Source organism: Anaerolineales bacterium (assembly GCA_015075725.1).
Taxonomy (GTDB): Bacteria; Chloroflexota; Anaerolineae; order Anaerolineales; family Villigracilaceae; genus Villigracilis.
On the sequence record JABTTV010000001.1, the window covers coordinates 3,702,743 to 3,726,368 of the forward strand.

Sequence of the window (23,626 nt, forward strand, 5' to 3'; positions counted from 1 at the left end):
GATGCCACCTCCAGTACAACCCCGTTCCGCATAATAACGCATAGCAAGCCAATAAATAATTCCATGCCTTAATAGCATACTCAAAAGATGAAAGCAAAAGGGATCCAAAATGAATACCTTCAACTATGAAGACATTTGGAGAGGCGTTTGGGGGGATATGCAGAAATATGGTCCCGTCCACCGTCATCACAGGCGGATATTTTCAATAATGTTTGAGCATTTGCCAAAAGAGGAGATCCAATCCATTGCAGATATCGGTTGTGGAGAAGGGTCAAATCTGTACTTTTTACGCACACAGTTCCCAAAAGCGAAGTTATTCGGCTTTGATCTTTCCAACACCGCGTTGGAGTCTGCCAAAACCAATCTCGATATCGATTTTTCCGTTCTTGATATACAAACGGAAATCCCCGATAAAAAATTCGACCTGGTTTTCTGCTCCGATGTAGTGGAGCACCTTGAAAATGACAATGCCGCATTGGAGAACATGAAGCTCTGCACGAAGAAATATGCATTGATCGCCACCGTTCAAGGACGTATGAGGCGGAACGAAACATCGATCGGACATGTTAGGAATTATGCATATGGCGAGTTAAGGCAAAAGATCGAGTCTGCCGGGTTCGAGGTCCTGCAAGTGGTCGAATGGGGATACCCTCTCTATTCCCCGCTGTTCCGCGACATTATCAGCCTCTTCCCAAGTTCTGAAAAATACACCTACGGCAAATACAACCTGGTCAAGAAGGCGATCTCACATTTTCTGTACTTCGTATTCATGCTCAATCGAAGCGACAAAGGGGATGTCATCTTCATCCTGGCAAAGGTATAAACGACTTAAAATCCATCGATGAAGATCCTAACAATCAGCAACTTTTTTCCGAGCCATCCCGGTGGTATTGAGATCGTCGCAAAGAATCTGGTCACGCTTTGGAGAAAAAATAATGAAGTTCATTGGGTCGCCTGCAATCCTGTGCCGGATAAAAATGAACCTGAGGTTGATAACATCCCATTGGAATCCAATAACTTTACTGAAAATTTCCTGGGTTTTCCATACCCCATCCCATCGTTAAGGTCATATCGAATGATCATCGACCAGGTCAATTGGTCTGAAATCGTTCATATCCACGACTGTCTTTATCTGGCAAATATTATCGCCTTCATTGCAGCATGGTATCTTTCCAAGCCCGTCATCATCACCCAGCATGTAGGCCCGGTCCGCTACAAGGAGGCATACAAGAATCTATTGCAGCACTTCGCCTATCAGACAATTGGAAGGCTGGTCCTCCGAAACGCAGACAGGGTTACTTTCATAAACGAAAAGGTCGAACTCTGGTTCAAAGAAAAGGTAAAAGTTGAGAGAACGGTCATTATACAAAACGGAGTGGATCACACAATATTCTTTCCGCCCACCACCGAAGAGGTTCAGACTACAAGGATCAAATTGGGAATTTCCCCAAACGAAAAGGTGCTCCTGTTTATTGGGCGGTTCACCCATAAAAAAGGACTACACATCATTCGAGATATCGCAAAAGCACGCCCAAACTACAAATGGATGATATTGGGCAGCGGGGAGATCAATGTCGCAAATTGGGGGTTGAAAAACGTATATATCTTTTCACATCAACCTCAAGAAATGCTCCGCGAATTTTATATCGCGGCAAATCTATTTGTTCTGCCCTCTCATGGAGAGGGTTTCCCGCTGACGGTGCAAGAATCGATGTCCTGCGGCGTTCCAGCCGCCGTGTCTGAAGAAACAGCCGCCTCCCTCCCGGATGCCCCGCTCATCTGCCTGAACATTTCTTCTTTAGCCGAATCTCTAAAAACCCTGGACGAGCTTGTCGATAATCCGCATCGTTTGAAACAAATCAGCATCCAGTCCATCGAATACGCAAAACAATGGGACTGGGATAATATCGCAGGGCTTTACGAGAAACAGTTTTCGGACGTCATTCAATAAGGCATCCAATGGTAATTTATGGAGAAGGCGCATAAGCCCATGAAGATAAAACGAAATCGATTGATCCTGATCAATTTTTTGGTTTGCTGGCTTGTCGCGGCTGTTCTTATTTTCATGGATGCAAACCGTACAAGTTATTTACATCAGCTTTCGTTCACCAATTGGGAAGCATTCGTAAGCAAGTCGCCGTATATTCCGCTCGCAAGCTTCATTTTTGACATCCTCTTTTCGTTCGCAGGGGTGACAATATTCTCTCTGCTTTGCATGGGCGTTGGCTTGGTTATATTAAGGTATGCCGAAATCCCTGAAACATCAAGCCTTGCGAAAGGGGTAACCGCATTCGTAGCAGGCGAGATCTTATTTTCGGTGCTCTTTCTCTCAATCATCAGCGTTACCGCATTGAGCCCGACCTTGACAGGTATCATATTTGTGCTCAGCGGAATAATCTGTACCAAGCCGTTGTATCGTTTTATTGCAGATCGAACTCGCAGGTTAACCGACAACGAATGGACGCCCGGGCAGAAAGGCATACTTGGAGCAATAACTGTCATAATGACGCTAAGCCTTTTGCTTACATCAGCAAGATTGGGATACGATGCGGTTTCAGATTATTTTTCCCAGGCGAAACTTATGGCATCCGTATGGGAGGCTTCATCGTTCTTTCCGGATAACCATATGATCGTCAGTTCGCTTCATCTTGATATCCTCTTTACGATACTGATCCAAATGTTTGGAGATCAAGCAGCAAGAATGCTATCCTGGGTCAACGGTTTGGCGATCTTAATAACAGGTTGCGAAATTGCGAGGAGAAACGGTTTCCCGACCAATGCGAGGCTCAATTTCCTAGTCCTGATGCTTACCACGACAGCCTTTACAGACCTTCTTGGTGATGGCAAGGTGGAATTAATCAGTACTGCGCCAATCTTGGTCGCTATTTACTGGCTGCCGATCAGCATGAAATCACCATCGAGAAATCTGTTTCTACTTATCGGAGCACTGGCAGGCTTTTCGATCATCTCGAGGTTGTACAACATTTTTATAGTCAGCGTATTTGTGGCTATCTATTACCTTATCGCTCTTGCAAAATCACATTATCCGGCAAAAACAGAGCAGGCACGCCCGGTACTGGAAGAGCTGAAAACATTTGCAGCCAAGGTCATCTGGTTATTCCCAACATTTTTTGGCATTGGCTTTTTCCACATTTGGCAAAACTGGGTCTGGCTGGGATCCCCCCTTGCCCCCCTCGAATTTGCAGATAATCTCCGATCAAGCAACTGGGAGTGGAAATTCGACCCTGGCTTGTTGAATATGCTACGAGCACTCTATCCACTGACGGTAACATTTCTAAACTCGGCGCAAAGTTTGGGAACCGTCACTCCGCTTTTCATCGGCTTCCTTCCATTTGTAATGTTTAAAGAAGTTCGTTCCAGGCTGGATATTAATGAAGAATTCCTTCAATTATTGCTGACTTCGATTATTACCCTGGCGGCATGGATCTTATTCTTCTACACAATCGTGGAGATTCGTTATGTGCTATTCATTTGGGTTTTGTTATTATTACCCCTCGGACAGCTCATGGATCATATCTTTGAAACTCAACCAAAGCTCTTTTTGTCGATCTCAAAGGTCATGATCGGATCCCTTATGAGCTTTATTGCCCTGCGGATAGCTTACATCTCCATTGCGGCTTATTCGCCCATCGACTCGAATGGACAGGCGCATTGTTCGGGTATTGCATTCTGCGATTTCTTTGATCCGATCAATGAGCAAGCAGCGCCCGGGGATAGGGTTTTTGCCCTGAATGCATACCGTTATTATTTTCGCAACGATCTTTTTGACTGTTCGACCCGGGCACACGAATATATTGACTTGAAAAACCTGGCCACCCAAAACTCTGCCGAGTTTTGGGTGGAGTTATATCGTAGAGGGTATCGCTATGTCGCCTTCGAAGGGAATTTTTCGCTTAATCACTCGCGCTTTGGGGCTGTCGCAGATCCCGGAGTCGCGCCTTCCTGGCTTAATATCGTTACGATCTCTTCTGATCAAGTGAATGTGTCCTATCGCCTGGACGCGAAATCACCGCCATTCCAACCGGAAATTTCCTGCCAGAAAAACGATAATGGGATTTGGATATTGAATTCAACTCAATAATTGATTAAAAAAAAGGATTGACCATGGGACTTGACCTTAATGGAATACGTTTCCTGCTTTTTGCCCAAAACTCAGGCGTCGAATTTGAGAATACTGCAATGATCGGCAGACAGCGCCTGGATCTCTCACGCCTAGAATTAAAAAAACTTCTCATGTCCCACGGTTACACAATTGATGCCGGGCCGTTAAAATCCATTTTTTCCGAGAACGAGGGATACGCTGAAGCTTTTCTAAAACATATTGGCGCAGAGAACGTCCACTCGTTCGATGTATCTTCTTATGAAGGCGCGACCCATTTGCACGATATGAACGAGGAGATCCTTCCAGAACTTAAGGGACGTTATTCCGTAGTGCTTGACGGAGGCTCGCTCGAACATGTATTTAACTTCCCCATCGCGATCAAGAATTGCATGGAAATGCTGCAAGTTGGCGGGCACTATTTGGGAATAACTCCTGCAAATAATTTCATGGGGCATGGTTTCTATCAATTCAGTCCCGAACTGTATTTCAATATATTCACGCCAAAAAACGGCTTCGAAATGGTCAATTTGATTGCCTTCGAAGATAGACCCGGTTCCACCTGGTATGTGGTCAAAAACCCCGAAGATGTCAAAAGCCGGGTCACATTGGTCAATTCACAGCCTGTCTACCTGCTTGTACTCGCAAAGAAAATAACAGCCGTGAAAATTTTCAATTCCACACCACAGCAAAGTGATTATGTAGCTATGTGGAGCAATGGAAGTGAAATCGGGGAGCAAACCGGCGCGACTACCCAAAAGGCAAAGAGCAAGATGAGGATGGCAATATGGATTAAAAACTATCTCCCATTCGCAGCGATTCACTTAATAAAAAGCATCTTGTTAGGACATGGGTTTTCGTCGCGTTTTTTCACCCCAATGGAATCCAACCCGGCCAGAAAGTTATCAAAAAAGCGAATAATTTGACATATTCCTTTCATGGAGGGACTAAGACTCACTATCACATGTGGATTGCGAGCCATCTACGTTCCAGACGCGCCCCTACCGGCGTTCCAATAGGTACAAATATCTCTCTGATCCTGTAATCGCCACCTTTTCACGGATAAGAAACCTTTTTTCAAAATAGCGTTCAAATTCAGCAAGAACATATTGATCAAAAATATCAAGACGCGAAGCAAGCAGTTTTTGCGTCTGCGAATCGGACTTCGGAACGAATTCGATCACCAGCCATTTGCCCAGGTCGCTAAAGAAATCAGCAAGTTCAGGCAGGGGCACATTGTTTGAAATCGCAAGGTGGTGAATGACCGCCAAAGCAAACACCATGTCCGCTGGGCCGCGTGCGGCCAGGGAATCGCGCTCATGGTTGTTCCAGCCCAGAGACGGGCTGGGGTTGGTCAGATCCATGACGAGCGGCAGGATTTTCTTTTCCTTCTCCGCCTTGACCCGCCTATAATTTTTCTCGACCGCTGCCGGGTCAATATCGAAAGAAATGGAGGGAATCCCTTTTTCTGAGGCAATGCGGGTAAAGAGGCCTGTATTTGCTCCCAGATCCCAAACCGAGGAAGGCTGGATACGGTCCACCCAACCATCTATAATTCGTCTCTTCTCCTCGAATGCCGATTCGGTGTAATTGGTAAAGGTGTAATAATCAGCCCAATCGGTGCCGACCGGTTTCCAGTCCAGGGCTTGAACTGTATTCTTCAAACTGTCCAGCAAACCAATGAATGCCTGCCTGTTCATTCCTGCTTTGGATGATGCGATTACCCTGCCTGCATACCGCGCCTGCGCCCCGGCATGCAGGTGGATGTGGGTCAATAGTCCAAAATTTAATCGGGTACGGAGCGGAAGCAGGCGGCTGGCAAGGTCGAGAGGAATTCCATCGATATGATTTCGAAACAGCTCGGAGAGGCGGACATCCACATTTGCCATCAGCGCAAGCGGCGCAAGGAAATGCTGGCAAAACTGCCTGTACGCAACCCAGGGTTCGCCTTCTTTGTACGCTTTAAAAGAAAGGGTATCGATCAATATCGCCTTTCCTTCGTGAAACTGAATGTTAAACGCGCTGGCATCTTTAAGGGACAAGCCGTGTTTCATCGCCCGGCGTTGTACAGTCAGGGTCGCAAGAGCGGCATCTTTCAATTGTGAAAAAGACCATTCATAAGGGTAGGATATAAAACCTACTTTTTGCGGCCGGATCACTTTATAGCAATTGGATGGTTCCTCGGGACTCTCGTCGACCTCTTCGTGCGGAACAAGAAGCCCGTTTTTTACAAGGTTTTCATAAAGCCCCGATCCCATGAACAGGGAATAATCCTGTGCGTAAGTCTTGTTTATCTGGCGGTATAAGACTCCGTTGCGGGTAAACAGGAATCCGCTCGGGTCACGAAACGAGGCGGCGATCCGTTCAGCGCCCACCGTCGTCCTCACCGTCCTCTGCGTCGTCTTCGTCTGCGGGCTTGCCGCCAAACCAGCGTTTGATCCGCGCCCATTGCGAGCGGACAAGAACGCCAGCGCCCAAAATGGCTGCAATGATCATCTGCAGGACGATACTGCCGGAACCGGGATCGAGATATAGGCTGGGGGAAAGGGGAAAGGAGGAGAAAATCATATGAACTTCTTTCTGTTAATCGGGATTCAAAATGGAGACCGCAATTGTATTGCAGTGAGAGGATGCAGTCAATAATCACCCCCAAGAATCGGGCTTTACAAAGTTTTAATTAACCAACGATTTATGCCGGTAAGGTCATCTACCCCTTAAAAAAATTGGAGATGAAGAACCAAATGTTTGCCGGTCGTTCGGCTAGGCGACGCATGAAATACGGATACCAATGAGTTCCAAACGGCACATACACGCGGACAGGGTAGCCATCCCGGGCAAGGGAGTCTTGCAGGTCGCGACGAATTCCGTAGAGCATCTGAAATTCCATTCCCGTCTTAGGCAAACCGATCTTGGCGGCATAATTCTTCGCGAAGAGAATTCTCTTTTCATCGTGAGTGGCGATGGCAGGGATCGGGGGGATGCGCCCATCCTCGCTCACCGTGGAACGATTTGCAAGGGACGCATCGAGTAAGATCTTGGTTATCAGATCGAAATTCGCGTCGACATCCGCTTTTTTGGGAAAAGCCTTGTCAGGCGGTTCGTTGTAGGCGCCCTTGACGTTCCGGATGCGAACGCCATCCTGCAGCAGCCGACGAGTGTCCGCTTCAGAACGAAACAAATATGCCTGGATCACCATTCCGTGATTTTCATACCCCTTTTCGCGCATACCATAATGAAGGTTGATCGTTTTATCAGTGTAGGGCGTATCTTCCATATCCACGCGGATGAACGTTTTTGCGGCTTTTGCGCGGGCAAGCGTGCGTTCCAAATTCTCCGCACAGATGCTCTCGTCCAACCCCATGCCGATCTGTGTCAACTTGATCGATACATTGCTCCGCAACCCGGGTTCCGCACCGATGGCATCCAACGTGGCAAAGATATCCTCCGCAGCTAGCTGGGCTTCTTCGGGTGTGCTTGTATGTTCGCCAAGATGGTCGAGGGTCGCATTGATACCTTTTGCGTTCAATTCACGCACCACACGTAAAGCGTCTGCAAGATTTGTCCCCGCCACAAACCGGGATGCGGTCCGCCATGCGAAGCTCCAGCCGGTGATCAATCTCTGCGCCCAAGCCGCTTTGGAAAGATAGATGAAAAATGAACGGAGCATATCCATCCTCGGTTTTCGATTTGACTGCTTGCATATTCTAGCACAGCACTCCAGTTTCGGTATGTTATACTTTTTCCGTGATATTTGTCATGAGTCATAGCCTTAAAGGCAGGATCCAAGAGTGAGAAAACGCAATACCAACACAATCCTGCGGGGATTGTCCATACTTTTCCTGATAGGGGCATTCGTTCTCACAGTCGTGTCCCTGATCGCCTACAGCCGGCAACGGACAGGCTACCCCAACGGGATGACGATTGCAGGCGTTCCAGTCGGAGGTCTCTCGCCGGCTGAAACCTCCCAACGACTACTGGAAGTATATACATCCCCCATTGAAGTCAGATACGACGAAGCTGTTTTCCACATCGATCCCGGGGCAGTCGGATTCAGCATAGATATCGATACCATGCTCGCCGCAGCAGACCTTACCCGCACAGGAGGTTCCTTCTGGGGCGGTTTTTGGGATTACCTTTGGAATCGCGAGACACTTCCAACTCAAATTCCGCTGAGCGCTTCAGTCTCGGAGGAACGCCTGCGCGAATTTCTGCAGAACGAGATCGCCTCGCGATACGACAAACCACCCTCCCCCGCCCAGCCAGTTCCAGGCGGGACCTCGTTCCTTCCCGGCGCTCCCGGGCAGACTCTCGACCTTGACCGGGCTGTCCTCATCATCACAAATGCTTTGCGGTCCCCGGCAAATCGTTCCGTCGCCCTCACCTACAATCAAACGACCTCGACCCGACCCACTTTCGACAACCTCGAAATCCTGCTAAAACAGATCGTGACCACATCCGATTTCGACGGGTTGATCGGTTTTTACTTGATGGACCTGCAAAACGGGCAGGAGATTCATTTTGCAATCAATAACAAACAGGAAATTTCCGTCGAACCGGATATTGCCTTCACTGCCTCGAGCACCATTAAACTCCCCATCCTGACCTCGTATCTGATCAACCGCGGCACCGAACTTGACGCGCAAACCATCGACGTCATCACCCGCGTCTTTCAAATTTCCGACAATTCCGCAACTGACTTGATCCTCGAGCGCATCGACCCGAACAATGGTCCCGTCATCGTGACACAAAATATGGAAGCCATTGGGCTGACCAGCACGTACATCAGCGGCATGTTCTTTCTAGGGGCGCCAAATCTCCTGCCTGGGCGGATAACCCCAGGCAACTCCCGCACGGATGTCTTTACCGACCCCGATCCCTACTCTCAGACCACGCCATCTGAAATGGGCATCCTGGTCGCGGATATCTACCAGTGCGTTCAAACGGGAGGCGGCGCGCTTATTGCGGCATTTCCAAATCGAATCACGCCGTCCACCTGTCAAGCCATTATTGATTTCCTCGCTCTCGATAAATTTGGAGCATTGATTCAAGGCGGCGTGCCCGATGGGACCCTGGTCCCTCACAAGCATGGCTTCGTGCTTTCGAGGGATGGCGTCATGCACGACATCAGCGATGTCGGCATTGTCTATTCCCCCGGTGGAAATTTCGTCCTCTCCATTTATACTTATCATCCCGTTCAAAACATCTGGGACATCACCAATCCCCTTGTGGTTAACCTGACGCAGGCTGTCTATAATTATTTCAATATTGCAAGCCCATGACCAACCCGCCCGATTTCACTTGAAAACGGGCGGGTTTTTCCCACTTCGTATATAATTCAACCATGAGCGCCGCACTGGGACTTTACCGACTTGGAGAGGTGGACAAGCATATCGATCGCGTCCGCACGCGGCTTGATAATATCCAAAAGACCCTCGACGATGATGCGGAGATGAAATCAGCCCGGCAACTTTACGAAAATGCCAACGGCGATTATCTGCAAGCCCAGCATGGGCTCAAAAACGCTGAACTCGATGTAGATAACTTGAGGATAAAGATCGAACAGGCCGAAGCAAGTCTTTACAGCGGCTCCATCAAAAACCCCAAGGAACTTCAGGACCTTCAAAAGGATGTTGCCTCTCTAAAAAAACATCTGGCGACCCTTGAAGAACGACAATTGGAATCGATGCTTTTATCCGAAACGGCAACCACGAATTTGGAAAAGGCAAAGAATGACCTTGATCTTGTCCAGGCAAGGCTGGGGAACGATCACAAAAAGCTGATCGAGGAACAGACCGACCTGATTAGGCAGATGGAAAGCCTTGGCCAGGAGCGCGAGGCAGCGCTCGCCCCGATCGAAAGTCCGCTTCTGACCGTGTACGAAGACCTCCGCAAACAAAAACGCGGCGTGGCTGTGGCTGAAGTGGATGATGGAGCCTGCGCCGCCTGCGGTACGACAATCAATGCAGCGCTTCAGCAGACTGCACGTTCGCAAAAGCAACTGGCACACTGTCCGTCCTGCGGTCGCATTCTGTTCGCAAGATAAACCAGAGAAATGATTTTCGATATCATCGACCCCATCTCCTTCCTGACCGGTTTCCTGACCGCAACCGTCCTGTGGTTTGTCATCAGCCGGTCGCGACCGCTGATCCTCGAACTGCGCCAAAATCTGAAGGAACAACGTGAAATTGCAAAATCACGCAAGACGAGCTCGGTCGAGGAAAATCACCGCAGGGTCACTTTGCGACGCGCGCAGGGATTGCACCTTGCCGCCCAACTCTTCCCGTTGGACGAAATCCTCCAGGAGCCCGCTGTCCTTACCCCGCCGGCGCCTGTTGAACGCGGTGGAGCCTCCCGCTTCGAAGATGTCGTTACGCAAACCCTCCCCTATCTGCCGGCCTGGCCTGAAATTGCCGCTGCCTATCAACCTCATACACTGACACTCCCGCAAGCGCTAGCAGGCGGCGCAAACCTCGCGATCATCGGCCAACCCGGAATGGGAAAGACCGTCGCCTTGGCATACCTGGCGAGCCTCGCCGCTAATCGAAGCGAAAAATTGGGACATCTGCAGGACAAGGTCCCCTTCCACTTTCACGTCGCAGACTTGACCCTCCCGCCGAAGGATCCCAAAAAAATTCTCGAACCAATCATCGAAGCGGTCTCTGAAAATGCCCCGGTGTTCGATGCGGGGAAAATTCCCGCCTTCGTCCAAAACACGTTCAAAAGCGGAAATGCCATTCTTCTTGTAGACGGATTCGACGAAATCACTTCTGACGAACAGAACCTCGTTTCCGAATTCTTCAAGGCTCTCCTCAAGGAAAACCCGAACCTCCGCATCGTAACAACGGGCGCTCCCGAACATTTGGACGGACTGATCATGCTCGAGTTCGTGCCCCTGGCCTTGTGCGCCTGGAACGAGAAATCGAATCAAAATTTCATCGCCCAGTGGGGTGAGTTGTGGATGCGAACCGTCGCACTCGAAGCCTGGGCGCAAACGGGACCGGAACAAGTGGATCCGCTTCTCGTCAACTCCTGGTTGGGTTCTGAATCCATCAACCTTTCTCCCCTCGAGTTGACCTTGAAGGTCTGGGGCGCTTATGCCGGTGACAGTCTTGGGCCGCATGTGCTCGAAGCCATCGCCACGCATATTCGCCGCATCGCCCCCGCAAATACACCGATCGCCGCCCTGGAAACTCTCGCAATGCAATCGATCCTTAGCGCGAATCCGGTGTTCGATTCGCGCAAGGCGCGGGTGTGGGTGAAGTCATTCGAAGTGGTGGAAGAGGTCCCTGAAAGCGCACCAGCCCAAAGTCCGGAAGATGAGGCGCAAGGGGTGAATCCAAATACCGTATCGCGCACGAAGGTCGAGAGAATAACGACACCGACATCCGGGTTGTTGTCAAGAATGTCCGGCAGCGGCTTACTGGTATCCCACCCAAACAATCGAATGAGATTCGTTCACCTGGTTTTTGCAGGGTATCTTGCCGGACATGCCCTGACCACTTATGCCGCAGATGATACCCTGATCAACCAGAAGGATTGGCCGGGAAAATTCATGGCCATGAGATATCTCGCAGCGCACGGCGACGCCAGCCGGTTTGTACAATACCTGTTGGGATTCTCCCGCCTGCCCATGCACCGGCCGCTGTTCGAAGCCGCGCGCTGGTTGAGGGATGCGCCCCGCAACGCACCCTGGCGTGGAAAGATGTTTGGAATGCTTGCCTCCATCCTGCAAACCGATGGAATCCCTCTTGGGTTGCGAGGACAGGCCATGGCTGCGTTCGTCTACAGCAACGACCCCAGTGCCGCAGCTTTGTTCAGGCAATTCGCAACATCCACTTCATTCGAACTCGTGCATCTTGCCGTTCTTGGGCTCGGCGCAGTTCGGGATGGCAAAGCCGTAAAAATTTTGCAAGGCGCATTGCAGGCTCCGAGTGTTTCAGTAAAACGCGCGGCATGCATGGCGCTTGTCGCCCTTGGAACCAACGAAGCTCTGGAGATCGTGGCGCAAGCCCTTCTCAATGGAGAAGAAGACGTCCGCCGTGCGGCAGGTGAGGCGCTTGCCAACGAGCCGTCTGAAGGCCACGAGATGTTGAAAGACGGCGTCACTCTCAACGATATTCTTCTGAGGCGCGCAGTAGTGTACGGCCTCGGCCGTGTCAAGGAAGACTGGGCAACCGAGCTACTGAAGAAGGTCCAAATCGACGACGACCAATGGGTGGTCCGTAATGCCGCCACCGAAGTTCTCGATATGCGGTTGAAAGGCGATTCTTATTCGCCTGTAAAACTCAAGCCGCCTTCCGACACACCGTGGCTGGTGGAATTTGCAGCGAAAAAAGGGGTCGGCGTTTCACCCGGTGTTCCTGCCACAGAAATACTTTTGGTGGCATTGAAGGATGAAAATCCGGATGTGCGTCTCGCATCGTTGCAATTCCTCAAGTTCACTCCTCAGGAGAATGTTTTGAAGCAGCTCTATGAAGCCATGTACACTGACGACCCCGAGTTGAGAGAATACACATTCAAAGTCCTCTGGGAGTTGGAGTCTGCGGGGATTAAACTCCCAATTCCCTCCGATTATGGATTAGGTTGATATGTTGATCACAAATGCGAATCTCATCACCTGGGAATCTCCCAACCGTGTGTTTGCCAATCATGCCATATTGATCGAAGGCGGGCGGATCAAAGAGGTCGGCACTACACGCTCGCTCGCGACCAAACACCCCAAGGTAAAGCAATTCGACGCGAAGGATCAATATGTGATGCCCGGGGGTATTTGCGCCCATACACATTACTACGGCGCATTCGCCCGCGGCATGGCGATTCCCGGTCCCGCGCCGAGGGACTTTCCCGATATCCTGAGAAAATTATGGTGGCCGCTCGACCGTTCCCTCGATGCAGAGGGAGTCCGGTATTCTGCCCTGGTCTGCCTAGTGGACGCGATCAAGCACGGGTCGACGACGCTGATCGACCATCACGCCTCCCCCAATTTCATCGACGGTTCGTTGGATGTCATTGCAGACGCTGTGGACAAAAGCGGTTTACGCAGCGTGCTTTGTTATGAAGTGACAGACCGCGACGGAAATGAAAAAGCAAATGCCGGGATCGAAGAGAATGTGCGATTCATAAAGCGCCTCGCCTCGAACCCGCACCCGAGGTTGTCTGCCGCTTTCGGGCTCCATGCCAGTCTGACGCTTTCCGGTACGACCTTGCAAGCCTGCGCCTCCTCCATACCGGAAGGAACCGGTTTTCACATCCACACTGCCGAGCACGAATCGGACGAATACGACAGCCTGCAAAAATCAGGCATGCGCGTGATCGACCGCCTGCAAAAACACGGCATCCTTGGACCGAACACCATCGCCGCTCACGGCGTTCATTTCGATGCGCGTGAAATGGAGATTCTGAAAGAAACCGGGACCTGGCTATCCCACCAACCACGATCGAACATGAACAACGGCGTGGGAACGGCGCAGATCGAATCCATGCTCAGGCTTGGAATTAAGGTATGCCTCGGGAACGACGGTTTCTCGAATTCCATATGGGACGACTGGAAAGCGGCGTACCTTCTCCATAAAATCGAACACCGCGACCCGCGCCGCATGGGCGGATTCGACGTCCAGCAAATGGCAGCGTATAACAACGCAGCTCTCGCTCAAGTCTTCTTTCCAGACGCGCCGATCGGGCAGATCAAACCCGGCGCAGCTGCCGACCTAATCTTCGTGGACTACCACCCTTTTACACCGCTCACAGACGGAAACCTCCCCTGGCATATCATCTTCGGTTTCCAGCAAAGCATGGTGACATCCACCATGGTCGATGGAAAGTTCCTGATGAAAGACCGCGAACTCATCACCCTTGATGAGGCAGAGATCGCCGCTCGCGCAAGGGAGATCGCCCCGCGCATTTGGAAGAAATACGAAGAAGAAGTAGCCAGAGTATCCTGACAATCGGAGATCGTTATGGAAGAAACCCAGTTGCTATTAAAAATTGCCATCCTCGGCGGAACCGGAAAGGAAGGTTCAGGGTTGGCGTTGCGTTGGGCGCGCGCCGGATATTTCGTCATCATCGGTTCCCGATCCGCCGAACGCGCCGACCAGTCTGCTTATGAGATCAACCAACAATTAGGGATGCTGAACACCCAGGGAATGGATAATGAGTCCGCCTGCCGCGCGGCGGACATTGTCGTTCTTACCGTCCCGCCTGAGGCGCAAATCCATACACTTGAAAAAGTGAAAGACGTGCTCGCGGGAAAAATCCTGGTGGATGCCACAGCCCGGGTGGACGCAAAAGACCCCAAACCGCCCGCGGGGCGTTCAGCTGCGCGTGAGGCGCAAGACCTGCTCGGTTCCGAAGTGCGCGTCGTGGCTGCTTTCCAAAATGTGCCCGCCCATGCCCTGAAAAAACTGGATTCAGAACTGGCGAGCGACGTCATGGTCTGCGGCGATGACCCTGATGCGCGCGCACAAGTGGTGAAACTTGCCGAGGCGGCGGGGATGCAGGCGTACGAAGCGGGAGGGCTGGATAACGGCATTATTGTCGAAGGGCTCACCGCGCTCATCATCGCCATGAACAAACGCTATAAATCCAAGGTAGGCGGGATTCGCGTCAGCGGAATAAACAAAGAGAGCGAATCATCCGAACAGAATAAAAAATAAAGTGTCGCAACTCGTTCTCACCCCCCTGAAGAATATCCCGCTCATCCGCCAAGGCGACAACCTGGCGGATATTCTTGTTAATGCCCTGCCAGATACGGATCTGGAATTAAGAAATAATGATATTTTTGTCGTTGCCCAGAAGATCATCAGCAAATCCGAGGGGCGGATGGTCAACCTTGCAGACATCACCCCTTCTTCCCGCGCAATGGAACTCGTGCCGCAGGTTGAAAAGGATCCGCGCCTCATCGAATTGATCCTGAGGGAAAGCAAAGAAGTGATGCGGGTGCGCAAGGATGTCATCGTTGTCGAACATCGCCTTGGGTTTGTGTGCGCAAACGCGGGAATCGACCATTCCAATGTAAAAGGCGAAGGGAATGTCGATGAGGAATACGTCCTGCTCCTGCCGCAGGACCCGGATGCATCCGCACAGAAATTAAGGTACGAGATCAAACAATTAGCGAATAAGGATGTCGGCGTAATGATCATCGACTCGCACGGGCGTGCATGGCGCAACGGGACAGTCGGGATTTGCATCGGTTTGAGCGGAATCCCCGCCCTTGTGGACGAAAGAGGCTGGAAGGACCTTTTTGGGTACACCCTCAAAGCCACCGTCGTCGGGGTGGCGGATGAACTCGCCGCCGCCGCTTCCCTCGTGATGGGTCAAGCCGCCGAAGGCACACCCGTCATTCATGCGCGGGGCTTTCCCTATCCCCTTGGTGACGGCTCACTCAAGGAACTCATCCGTCCCAAAAAAATGGATATGTTCCGTTGAATAAAGCTAGACGGGCTGCCGGCACATCCCCGCAATCATAGGCAAATCGTATGGTATTGCTAACGCAAATCTAATTCGGGATTGATATAAGAAAAAAGCATCAACGCATCAACGGAGTCTCATGCCTTTCCCCGAAAAATTCCTCGATCTTTTCGACCCAAAGTCCAAAGCCATATTATTTCTCGCCACCGTCAACTCGGAAGGTATTCCACAAGTCACCCCGGTCTGGTTCGACCACGATGGCGAACACATCCTTATCAACACAAATGAAGGGCGCGTAAAAGACCGCAACATGAAAAACCAGCCCGATGTCGCCATGGCGATCCAGGACCCGAACGATCCCTATCGGTATCTTGGGATTCGCGGCAGGGTCGTATCCTTCACACGCGAAGGCGCCGACGAACACATCCACAAGCTCTCGATGCGTTACCACAACAAGCCCTGGAAATACCGCGAAGGACAGAAGCGGATCATATTCAAGATCGAACCGGTTTCCTTTGACGAACACGATTGACCTGCTCACTTTTTTGCGGACCCGCCGCTCCGTCCGCCGCTTCAAACCGGACCCGGTACCCGATTCGGTCATCCGCGAGATTCTCCACGCTGCAACCTTCGCTCCCTCCGCCCACAACCGCCAACCCTGGCGCTTCGTCGTTTTGACCGATCAGAGGATGAAAACCAGCCTCGCCCGCGCCATGGAAGCGGAATTCGCACGAGACCTCGAAAAAGACGGTCTTTCCAGCGAAACAATAAAAAAACGACTCGATCGTTCCCGTGAAAGGATGACAAACGCCCCAGTTGTCATCCTGCTTTGCGTGGACATGACCGAAATGGATGTCTACCCCGATTCCAACCGCAGGAAAGCCGAATACATCATCGCAACGCAATCTGCGGCGAATGCAGGGATGCAGCTGCTCCTTGCGGCTCATGCAGAGGGGCTTGGCGGGGTCTGGGTGTGCAGTCCGATGTTTGCGCAGAAAACGGTCCAAGAGGCTTTGAATATTTCCTTAGCCTGGGAACCTCAAGCGATGATCCTGCTGGGCTATCCGCTTGAAATCCCGGCAGCGCGAGATAGAAAGCCATTGGATGAAATTACCAAATTCATAACTGACATCGAAGCGAAAATACCATGAATATCGTCGCACTTGCAGGCGGAGTCGGCGGCGCGAAACTCGCGCACGGGCTGGCGCAATCCCTTAAAGCGGAGGAATTAACCATAATCGTCAACACCGGCGACGATTTCGAACACCTGGGTTTGTATATCTGCCCGGATCTCGACACGGTTTGTTATACGCTGGCAGGGCTGGCAAACCCAGAAACAGGATGGGGGCGCGCCGGTGAAACCTGGAATTTCATGGAGAATCTCGAAAAACTAGGCGGAGCATCCTGGTTTCGCCTGGGCGATAAGGACATGGCGACCCACCTCGAGCGTTCACGCAAACTAAAAGAAGGCGAATCTCTTTCGCAAATCACGGAAGATTTTTGCGCCGCATGGGGTATAAAACTCAAAGTTCTACCGATGTCAGACTCGCCAGTGCGGACGATGGTTAATACCGATGAGGGCGAATTGGCTTTTCAGGAGTACTTTGTCCACAGACGGTGCGAACCCAGGGTCAAAGGTTTCAGGTTTGACGGAGTCTACGGAGCGGGCCCCTCATCGGGCGCGAAAGAAGCGCTCGATTCGGCGGACGCGGTCATTATCTGCCCGTCGAATCCCTGGGTGAGCATCGATCCGATCCTCAAGGTCGTCAAGGAAATAAATAAACCAGTCGTCGCCATCTCCCCCATCATCGGCGGGACCGCGGTAAAAGGACCCGCCGCCAAAATGTACGCTGAAATGGGAATCGAACCTTCGGCGCTGGCTGTCGCAAGCCATTATCGCAACATCGCTTCGGGCTTTGTGTTAGATAATATGGACCGGGAGTTGGATGCCGGGATCAAAAATATAATAATGAAAACACTCGTCACAGATACGCTCATGAAAACCGCTGAAGACCGTGTGCGGCTGGCGAAGGATGTGCTACACTTTATCGGGAGTCTATAACCATGTCACTTTGGGCGATCCTGCCTGTTAAACCCCTTAGGCGCGGCAAGTCCCGCCTCGCCGGAGCCCTGACGGAAGAGGAACGCGCGGCGTTGAACCAGGAACTGCTGGAGCGCACGCTTCGCATTCTTTCGGAATTAAAAGAATTGGATGAAGTCCTTGTGGTCAGCCGGGATACTCATGCGCTGACCATCGCCCGCAATCACGGCGCGAAGACCGTGCAGGAAGACGGACAGCCGCATTTGAATACCGCGCTTACACGCGCCTCCGTCGTGGCACAAGTCCATGCAACGCAGGGAGTTTTGGTACTGCCGGTCGACCTGCCCCTGCTTACCGCAGATGATGTTCTGGCCTTGATCGACCGCGCAGCAAAGCCGCCCGTGGTGGTCATCGCGCCGGACAGGCATCACCGCGGGACGAATGCATTGTTGATGGTGCCCGCCGGGCAGATCGAATACGAATTCGGAGAAGGTTCCTTCCAGCGGCACTGCGAACGCGCGATCCAATCGGGAGCAAGACTCGAAGTGGTGGAATTACCTTCCCTTGGGCTCGATCTCGATGATCCGGAGGATTTGGAACTCATCCGGAAATTGGAAGCGCAAAAAGTATAGACATTCAATACGTGAATCATTTGACAGATTCATCGGGCAAATCAATTTCTCTGTAAAACGAGAATCCCATTAGAAGAATAAGGCAGGAACGCCATAGGGCTGGTGTCTCAGGGATTAATGAAATTGAGTGTCTGTGCATCTCAGCGACTGGTAATGGGGACTCAAGATTTGGTGACAGATTGCTCCACCTGAAAGGTTCTTTTGTCATGGTTAATACGAAAACGGGGGTGCTATAATGAAATTGTCCTCTATTTCACAATTAACCCGAGGTGCCCCATGCGAACGAAAGAAACCTTTGACGCCCTCTTCATGACGAACCATCAACTCGAAACCGAAGCGCTGCGTTGTGAGTATTGCGAAGAAAAACCGTGCCGCGAAGCCTGCCCCGTCTATTGTTCACCCTGTGATTTCCTCATGGCGGCGCGCAGCGGAAACGCATCGGATTTGCGACGGGCAGCGGGTGAGGTTATGCGCGCCAATCCGCTCGGTGGCGTTTGTGGACTGGTTTGCCCCGACACACTCTGCATGGCGGCTTGCACGCGAAAAAATTTCGACGGCTCGATCAACATCCCGAAGGCGCAGGCGACCATTGTCGAGATGGCAAAGCGGTTAGGCGGGATCCCGAAACTCGATAAGCCAGCGCTCAATGGGAAACGGATCGCTATCGTCGGTGGCGGTCCCGCAGGATTGGGGGCGGCGGCAACTCTCGGGCAGATGGGGTACGCTGTTGATATTTTCGAAGCCCGCGACAGACTCGGCGGCATGATGAATCTGATTCCTGATGACCGGATCGACAGGCGCGTGATCGAAACAGATATCGAGTTCCTGCTCACGCTCGGCGAAATCAATGTCAAAACGGGGATGAAAATCGAGGAGCCAAAGTCCCTGCTCAAACAAGGTTACGACGCGGTCCTGGTCACCATCGGTTTGTGGAAGCCAATCGAACTGGGAATCGAAAACGAAGACCTGGCGATCAAGATGACGGACTTCCTCTCCGATCCGGCTAGTTATCACTTTAAAGGACGGGTTGCCATTGTCGGCGGAGGCGCGACCGCCGTGGACTGCGCGCTAACCGCACGCGAACACGGCGCGCGCCACGTGGAAATGTTCATGCTCGAGAAACTCTCCGAGATGCCGCTGACGAAACGCGAACGGCAGGATTTGCTGACGTATGATATCGAAGTGACAGGGCGGACCCGCGTTACGCGCATCCTCAAGGACACGCAAGGCTTATGGGGCATCAAAGTGATGAAAGTACACCTCCCAATAGGAGAAAAATTTCACCCCACAAAAGTTGTGGACGTGGAAGGCACTGACTGCCTGAGTTCCGATTTCGAAGCGGTTATCGTATCGATCGGGATGCGATCCACCCTGCCGCGCGAGCAGGCAGAGGGCATTTTCCATGCGGGCGATATGGCCAACGGTCCGAAAACGGTTGTGGAAGCAACGGCCTCAGGCAAAAATGCCGCGCTCGAGATCGATGCATACCTGAAGGGGGAGGAAAAACCCGTGATCCAAAAGGCGACAAAATCCTATTTCATCCTGCCAGGCTACAACCCCAAACCCATCTCACTCGAAGCCGATTTCTTCGGGCGGACAATTCACTCCCCGTACCTCTTATCCGCCTCTCCAATCACGGATGGACTTGCTCAAATGGAAAAAGCCTACAAAGCGGGCTGGGCGGGCGGCATTATGAAGACCGCGTTCGACAAAGTCCCCATCCACATCCCCAACGAGTACATGTTCACGTTCAACCCCCTAACATATGGAAACTCGGATAACGTGTCAGGGCATCCGCTCGATCGTGTCTGCCGCGAGATCGAGATTCTCGTCAAACGATGGCCCGACAGGCTAACTGTCGGCTCCACAGGCGGACCCGTCACTGGTCATGACGAGAGTGATTGCGCAGGCTGGCAATCGAACACGAAGAAACTTGAAGCCGCAGGCGCAATGGCTATCGAATATTCGTTGTCCTGTCCCCAAGGCGGCGACGGCACTGAGGGCGATATCGTCTCACAAAATGCAGCGCTTACCGCAAAAATCGTCGACTGGATACTGAAAGTCGGCGATGCGAATGTGCCGAAGTTGTTTAAATTAACCGCCGCAGTCACTTCGATCATTCCGATTTTGCGCGCCATCAAGGCCGTGCTTGCCAAGTACCCAAACAAGAAGGCGGGTATCACGCTGGCAAACTCATTCCCTACGCTGGCTTTCCGCGCTTCGGCAACACGGCGATGGGATGAAGGCGTGATCGTCGGCATGAGCGGCGACGGCGTCACCCCCATCTCATACCTGACACTGGCGAATGCAGTGCCGGAGGGAATCGAGATATCAGGTAACGGCGGACCAATGACCTACAAAGCCGCCATGAATTTTTTGGCGCTGGGAGTCAAGACCGTCCAATTCTGTACGATCGCGATGAAATACGGTGTGGGCATCGTGAACGAGCTTGAATCCGGCACCGCCTTCCTGATGCAGGAACGCGGCATCAAATCTGTGAAGGAATTGACCGGCATCGCGCAGCCGAAACCGGTAACTGATTTCATGGCGCTATCGCCGACCAAGAAGATCTCCGAATTCAATCATGATTTGTGTGTCTCGTGCGGAAACTGCACACGCTGCGGGTATCTTGCCATTTCGCTCGATGAAAAGTTCCGTCCGTGGACCGACCCAACCAAATGCATCGGCTGTTCCATCTGCGCACAGAAGTGTTTCACGGGCGCTATCACGATGCGGGAGCGCACAGCAGAGGAACTGGCTGTGCTGGTGGAAAATTAATCCTTTTACCACAGAATAACCCTGCGGGTCATTGTCACGGATTTACACAGTAAGTAACTCCGCGGTATCCGTGAGGTTTATGGCTAAAATGTATTTGATATCCTGATGTTCTATTTCAGGATCGCATCCCGGAAGCAGAACCTCTGGATTCCTTGCAACAATCTGGAAAGGAATGGCACATGGAAACTCGATTCGAAAACGGTATTGTTGTGACCCTTGGTAAGAACAACCGCGTCATTTGGAACGGCTCGGTAATAACGGACGGCGAGAACATCGTCGCCGTTGGCACCACGTCAGAGATGAAAAAGAAATATCCAAACGCCAAATCAGTGGACTGCACGAACAAGGTCATCCTCCCAGCCTTCATCTGTGCTCACCACCACTTTTACTCCACCTTCGCGCGCGGCATGTTCATCCCCGGCGATCCCGCGTCCAACTTTGTGGAAGTTCTCGAGCGATTGTGGTGGAAAGTGGACCGCGCCATTGTCGGTGATGATATCCTGCTCTCGGCGCAAATCCCGCTCATCGAGTGCATCCGCAATGGGACAACCACCATCATCGACCACCATGCCTCACCATCGGCAGGCGACGGTTCGCTCGACATGATCGAGTCAGCTGTAAGACAGGCTGGCGTGCGTGCCTCGCTGTGCTATGAAGTTTCAGATCGCAACCAGCACGGAGAAGGAATCAAAGAGAACGAACGGTTCATCAAAAAGGTTGGCAAGGGCGATGGCCAGATCGCAGCCATGATGGGGCTGCATGCCTCTTTCACAGTGGACGATGAGACGGCCGAGCGATGCGTCGGTATTGCAAAGGATGCGGGTGTCGGCTGTCACATCCATGTCGCGGAAGATGCTGCAGATCGAAAAGATTCGCTCGATAAGTACGGCATCCCAACCGTGGAGCGGCTCCACAGGCTGGGCATGACTGGCGAAAAGTCCATCTTTGTCCATTGCGTCCACATTGACGAATCTGAAATGGACACCATCGCAACTACAAACACAATCGTGGTCCACAATCCTGAATCGAACATGAACAATGCGGTCGGTGTGACGAAATTACTTAAACTGCTTGCCAGGGGAATCCTGGTCGGGCTCGGCACAGACGGCATGAACTCGGACATGCTCACACAAATGCGCTGCGCCTACCTGCTCCATCGACTCGATAACCAAGACCCGCGCGTAGCCTTCATGGAAGCACCGCAACTGCTCCTCCAAAACAACGCGGATATCGTGGAGCGTCAATTCGGGATCCGCGTTGGAGAGATCGCCGCAGGACGGCCCGCCGATCTGGCAATCCTGGATTATCACCCGCCCACGCCGTTGACCGAAGCCAATTTCCTCGGTCACCTCATCTTCGGGCTTGTGGATGCAACGGTGGACACCACGGTCTGCCGGGGGAAGATCTTGATGCAAAACAAGAAGATTCTCACCATGGATGAAGAGCGAATTGCGGCACGATCACGCGAACTCGCTCCTGTAATGTGGCAACGATTACAAGAGCTGTAACCCTTAATCCTCCTTTTTCACAGTGACAGTCCCGCTGGCGTGACTGTCACTGTGTTTTTATCTATACAAATCGGGGTGAATCCATCCGCCGTGCGCTATAATGTGACAGAATTCAATCCATTTCGATCATAAGGATAAAAACATGGAACGTGTCGCTTTATACCTGCAAGATTCCCATAACCTGCGCGATGGATTGGACTACGCCCGTTACGCGGAACAACGCGGTTTTGAAGCTGTCTGGCAGGCCGAGTCGCGCCTTGTGCGCGATGCCATCGTCCCCATGGCTGCCTATGCAGCAGTGACCGAGCACCTCAAGGTCGGTTCAGGCGTGATCAACAACTGGACGCGGAATATCGGTCTGCTCGCCGCCACCTTTCTGACTCTCGACGACCTCGCGCCGAATCGGGTCATCTGCGGACTTGGCGCATGGTGGGATCCACTGGCAAAAAATGTCGGCATCGACCGCAAGAAACCGCTGACCGCCATGAAAGAAACAGTGACAGTGATGAGAAAACTCCTCAACATGGAGCGCGTTACCTTCGACGGTGAATTTGTCCGTGTGAACAGCATCGAACTTGACGTGGTATACGGCAGGCGGGAGCCGCGCAATGTGCCGATCATGATCGGCGCAACCGGCGACCAAATGATGGAACTGACAGGTGAAGTGGCGGACGGAGCGGTGCTCAACTATTGCGTCGCCCCCGAGTACAACGACAAAGCCATGGAGCTTCTCGAAAAAGGATTGAAAAAATCCGGACGGAAAATGGAGGGCTTCGACCGTCCGCAGCTGATCGTCTGCTCGGTGGACGAGGATCACGACAAAGCCATCGACTACACCAAGATGCTCCTATGCCAATACATCGCCCAGCAGCCGCACATTGCGAAAGCCTCGAATGTCTCCGATGGCGTGGTGCAAGAGATTCAATCCATCCTTGGGTGGCCCGCCACCAAGGAACAGATCATGAAGGCGAAAGACCTGGTGCCGAATGAGTTGGTTTATAAGATCACTGCCTCCGGCACACCCGAAGAAGCCAAATCCAAGGTGGAAGAGTACAAAAAGCGCGGCTGCACCTGCCCCATTCTCTATCCCGTCGGCGGCAATTTCAAACTACTAATCGATACATTCGCACAAAAGTAGAAA

The 23,626-nt window shown here is 51.9% G+C and carries 20 protein-coding genes; 17 read left to right on the forward strand and 3 right to left on the reverse strand.

Annotated elements, in window-relative coordinates:
• Window positions 1-109 precede the first annotated feature (109 nt).
• The 4 genes from HS100_17780 to HS100_17795 are packed head-to-tail and all read left to right on the forward strand — an operon-like array spanning window position 110 to window position 5,046.
• On the forward strand, window positions 110-823 hold the full coding sequence (locus tag HS100_17780) for a class I SAM-dependent methyltransferase (GenBank protein ID MBE7435771.1): 714 nt from the start codon (window positions 110-112) through the stop codon (window positions 821-823).
• A gap of 18 nt (window positions 824-841) precedes the next feature.
• Window positions 842-1,951: a glycosyltransferase family 4 protein gene (locus tag HS100_17785; protein MBE7435772.1), complete on the forward strand. Its 1,110-nt coding sequence runs from the start codon at window positions 842-844 to the stop codon at window positions 1,949-1,951.
• A 39-nt stretch (window positions 1,952-1,990) separates the two neighbouring features.
• Window positions 1,991-4,102 (forward strand): hypothetical protein, encoded by a 2,112-nt coding sequence (locus tag HS100_17790; GenBank protein ID MBE7435773.1) that lies wholly within the window; start codon window positions 1,991-1,993, stop codon window positions 4,100-4,102.
• 23 nt (window positions 4,103-4,125) lie between these two features.
• The gene (locus HS100_17795) at window positions 4,126-5,046 is read left to right on the forward strand and encodes a hypothetical protein (GenBank protein ID MBE7435774.1); all 921 of its coding nucleotides are present in this window, start codon (window positions 4,126-4,128) and stop codon (window positions 5,044-5,046) included.
• 75 nt (window positions 5,047-5,121) lie between these two features.
• Here the strand turns inward: HS100_17795 and HS100_17800 are convergent, their stop codons facing one another.
• From HS100_17800 to HS100_17810, 3 genes are all read right to left on the reverse strand, one after another.
• Entirely contained in the window at window positions 5,122-6,507 is a 1,386-nt protein-coding gene (locus HS100_17800) for a class I SAM-dependent methyltransferase (GenBank protein ID MBE7435775.1), read from the reverse strand.
• Window positions 6,485-6,688, reverse strand: a complete 204-nt coding sequence (locus tag HS100_17805; GenBank protein MBE7435776.1) for a hypothetical protein — start codon at window positions 6,686-6,688, stop codon at window positions 6,485-6,487. Before HS100_17805 ends, HS100_17800 begins: the two co-directional genes overlap by 23 nt.
• A 139-nt stretch (window positions 6,689-6,827) precedes the next feature.
• Window positions 6,828-7,787: a proline dehydrogenase family protein gene (locus tag HS100_17810; GenBank protein ID MBE7435777.1), complete on the reverse strand. Its 960-nt coding sequence runs from the start codon at window positions 7,785-7,787 to the stop codon at window positions 6,828-6,830.
• A 121-nt stretch (window positions 7,788-7,908) separates the two neighbouring features.
• On the opposite strand from HS100_17810, the gene HS100_17815 reads away from it, so the two are divergent.
• From HS100_17815 to HS100_17875, 13 genes are all read left to right on the forward strand, one after another.
• Complete coding sequence (locus tag HS100_17815) at window positions 7,909-9,399, forward strand: serine hydrolase (protein MBE7435778.1); 1,491 nt, start codon at window positions 7,909-7,911, stop codon at window positions 9,397-9,399.
• 62 nt (window positions 9,400-9,461) lie between these two features.
• Window positions 9,462-10,163, forward strand: coding sequence for a hypothetical protein (locus tag HS100_17820; GenBank protein ID MBE7435779.1), 702 nt, complete (start codon window positions 9,462-9,464; stop codon window positions 10,161-10,163).
• A 9-nt stretch (window positions 10,164-10,172) separates the two neighbouring features.
• Window positions 10,173-12,707: a HEAT repeat domain-containing protein gene (locus tag HS100_17825; GenBank protein ID MBE7435780.1), complete on the forward strand. Its 2,535-nt coding sequence runs from the start codon at window positions 10,173-10,175 to the stop codon at window positions 12,705-12,707.
• A gap of 1 nt (window position 12,708) precedes the next feature.
• The gene (ssnA, locus tag HS100_17830; protein ID MBE7435781.1) at window positions 12,709-14,061 is read left to right on the forward strand and encodes a putative aminohydrolase SsnA; all 1,353 of its coding nucleotides are present in this window, start codon (window positions 12,709-12,711) and stop codon (window positions 14,059-14,061) included.
• Window positions 14,062-14,076: 15 nt separating this feature from the next.
• The gene (gene npdG / locus HS100_17835) at window positions 14,077-14,772 is read left to right on the forward strand and encodes an NADPH-dependent F420 reductase (protein MBE7435782.1); all 696 of its coding nucleotides are present in this window, start codon (window positions 14,077-14,079) and stop codon (window positions 14,770-14,772) included.
• A 1-nt stretch (window position 14,773) separates the two neighbouring features.
• On the forward strand, window positions 14,774-15,544 hold the full coding sequence (gene cofE / locus HS100_17840; GenBank protein ID MBE7435783.1) for a coenzyme F420-0:L-glutamate ligase: 771 nt from the start codon (window positions 14,774-14,776) through the stop codon (window positions 15,542-15,544).
• Window positions 15,545-15,665: 121 nt separating this feature from the next.
• A complete protein-coding gene (locus HS100_17845; protein ID MBE7435784.1) occupies window positions 15,666-16,058 on the forward strand; it encodes a TIGR03618 family F420-dependent PPOX class oxidoreductase in 393 nt (130 codons plus the stop codon).
• On the forward strand, window positions 16,042-16,677 hold the full coding sequence (locus HS100_17850; GenBank protein MBE7435785.1) for a nitroreductase family protein: 636 nt from the start codon (window positions 16,042-16,044) through the stop codon (window positions 16,675-16,677). The genes HS100_17845 and HS100_17850 overlap by 17 nt, the downstream gene beginning before the upstream one ends.
• A complete protein-coding gene (locus tag HS100_17855; protein MBE7435786.1) occupies window positions 16,674-17,588 on the forward strand; it encodes a 2-phospho-L-lactate transferase in 915 nt (304 codons plus the stop codon). The genes HS100_17850 and HS100_17855 overlap by 4 nt, the downstream gene beginning before the upstream one ends.
• 2 nt (window positions 17,589-17,590) lie before the next feature.
• Window positions 17,591-18,199, forward strand: coding sequence for a 2-phospho-L-lactate guanylyltransferase (gene cofC / locus HS100_17860; GenBank protein ID MBE7435787.1), 609 nt, complete (start codon window positions 17,591-17,593; stop codon window positions 18,197-18,199).
• A gap of 276 nt (window positions 18,200-18,475) precedes the next feature.
• A complete protein-coding gene (locus HS100_17865) occupies window positions 18,476-20,977 on the forward strand; it encodes an FAD-dependent oxidoreductase (protein MBE7435788.1) in 2,502 nt (833 codons plus the stop codon).
• A gap of 179 nt (window positions 20,978-21,156) precedes the next feature.
• A complete protein-coding gene (ssnA, locus tag HS100_17870) occupies window positions 21,157-22,485 on the forward strand; it encodes a putative aminohydrolase SsnA (protein MBE7435789.1) in 1,329 nt (442 codons plus the stop codon).
• A 142-nt stretch (window positions 22,486-22,627) separates the two neighbouring features.
• Complete coding sequence (locus HS100_17875) at window positions 22,628-23,623, forward strand: LLM class flavin-dependent oxidoreductase (GenBank protein MBE7435790.1); 996 nt, start codon at window positions 22,628-22,630, stop codon at window positions 23,621-23,623.
• Window positions 23,624-23,626: the final 3 nt, after the last annotated feature.

Coding starts and splice junctions, on each gene's coding strand:
- HS100_17785 (MBE7435772.1), top strand. CDS start 842: ATGAAGATCCTAACAATCAGCAACTTTTTTCCGAGCCATCCCGGTGGT.
- HS100_17820 (MBE7435779.1), top strand. CDS start 9,462: ATGAGCGCCGCACTGGGACTTTACCGACTTGGAGAGGTGGACAAGCAT.
- HS100_17855 (MBE7435786.1), top strand. CDS start 16,674: ATGAATATCGTCGCACTTGCAGGCGGAGTCGGCGGCGCGAAACTCGCG.
- HS100_17805 (MBE7435776.1), bottom strand. CDS start 6,688: ATGATTTTCTCCTCCTTTCCCCTTTCCCCCAGCCTATATCTCGATCCC.
- cofC (MBE7435787.1), top strand. CDS start 17,591: ATGTCACTTTGGGCGATCCTGCCTGTTAAACCCCTTAGGCGCGGCAAG.
- HS100_17810 (MBE7435777.1), bottom strand. CDS start 7,787: ATGCTCCGTTCATTTTTCATCTATCTTTCCAAAGCGGCTTGGGCGCAG.
- HS100_17795 (MBE7435774.1), top strand. CDS start 4,126: ATGGGACTTGACCTTAATGGAATACGTTTCCTGCTTTTTGCCCAAAAC.
- npdG (MBE7435782.1), top strand. CDS start 14,077: ATGGAAGAAACCCAGTTGCTATTAAAAATTGCCATCCTCGGCGGAACC.
- HS100_17865 (MBE7435788.1), top strand. CDS start 18,476: ATGCGAACGAAAGAAACCTTTGACGCCCTCTTCATGACGAACCATCAA.
- ssnA (MBE7435789.1), top strand. CDS start 21,157: ATGGAAACTCGATTCGAAAACGGTATTGTTGTGACCCTTGGTAAGAAC.
- HS100_17875 (MBE7435790.1), top strand. CDS start 22,628: ATGGAACGTGTCGCTTTATACCTGCAAGATTCCCATAACCTGCGCGAT.
- ssnA (MBE7435781.1), top strand. CDS start 12,709: ATGTTGATCACAAATGCGAATCTCATCACCTGGGAATCTCCCAACCGT.
- HS100_17790 (MBE7435773.1), top strand. CDS start 1,991: ATGAAGATAAAACGAAATCGATTGATCCTGATCAATTTTTTGGTTTGC.
- HS100_17780 (MBE7435771.1), top strand. CDS start 110: ATGAATACCTTCAACTATGAAGACATTTGGAGAGGCGTTTGGGGGGAT.
- HS100_17825 (MBE7435780.1), top strand. CDS start 10,173: ATGATTTTCGATATCATCGACCCCATCTCCTTCCTGACCGGTTTCCTG.
- HS100_17845 (MBE7435784.1), top strand. CDS start 15,666: ATGCCTTTCCCCGAAAAATTCCTCGATCTTTTCGACCCAAAGTCCAAA.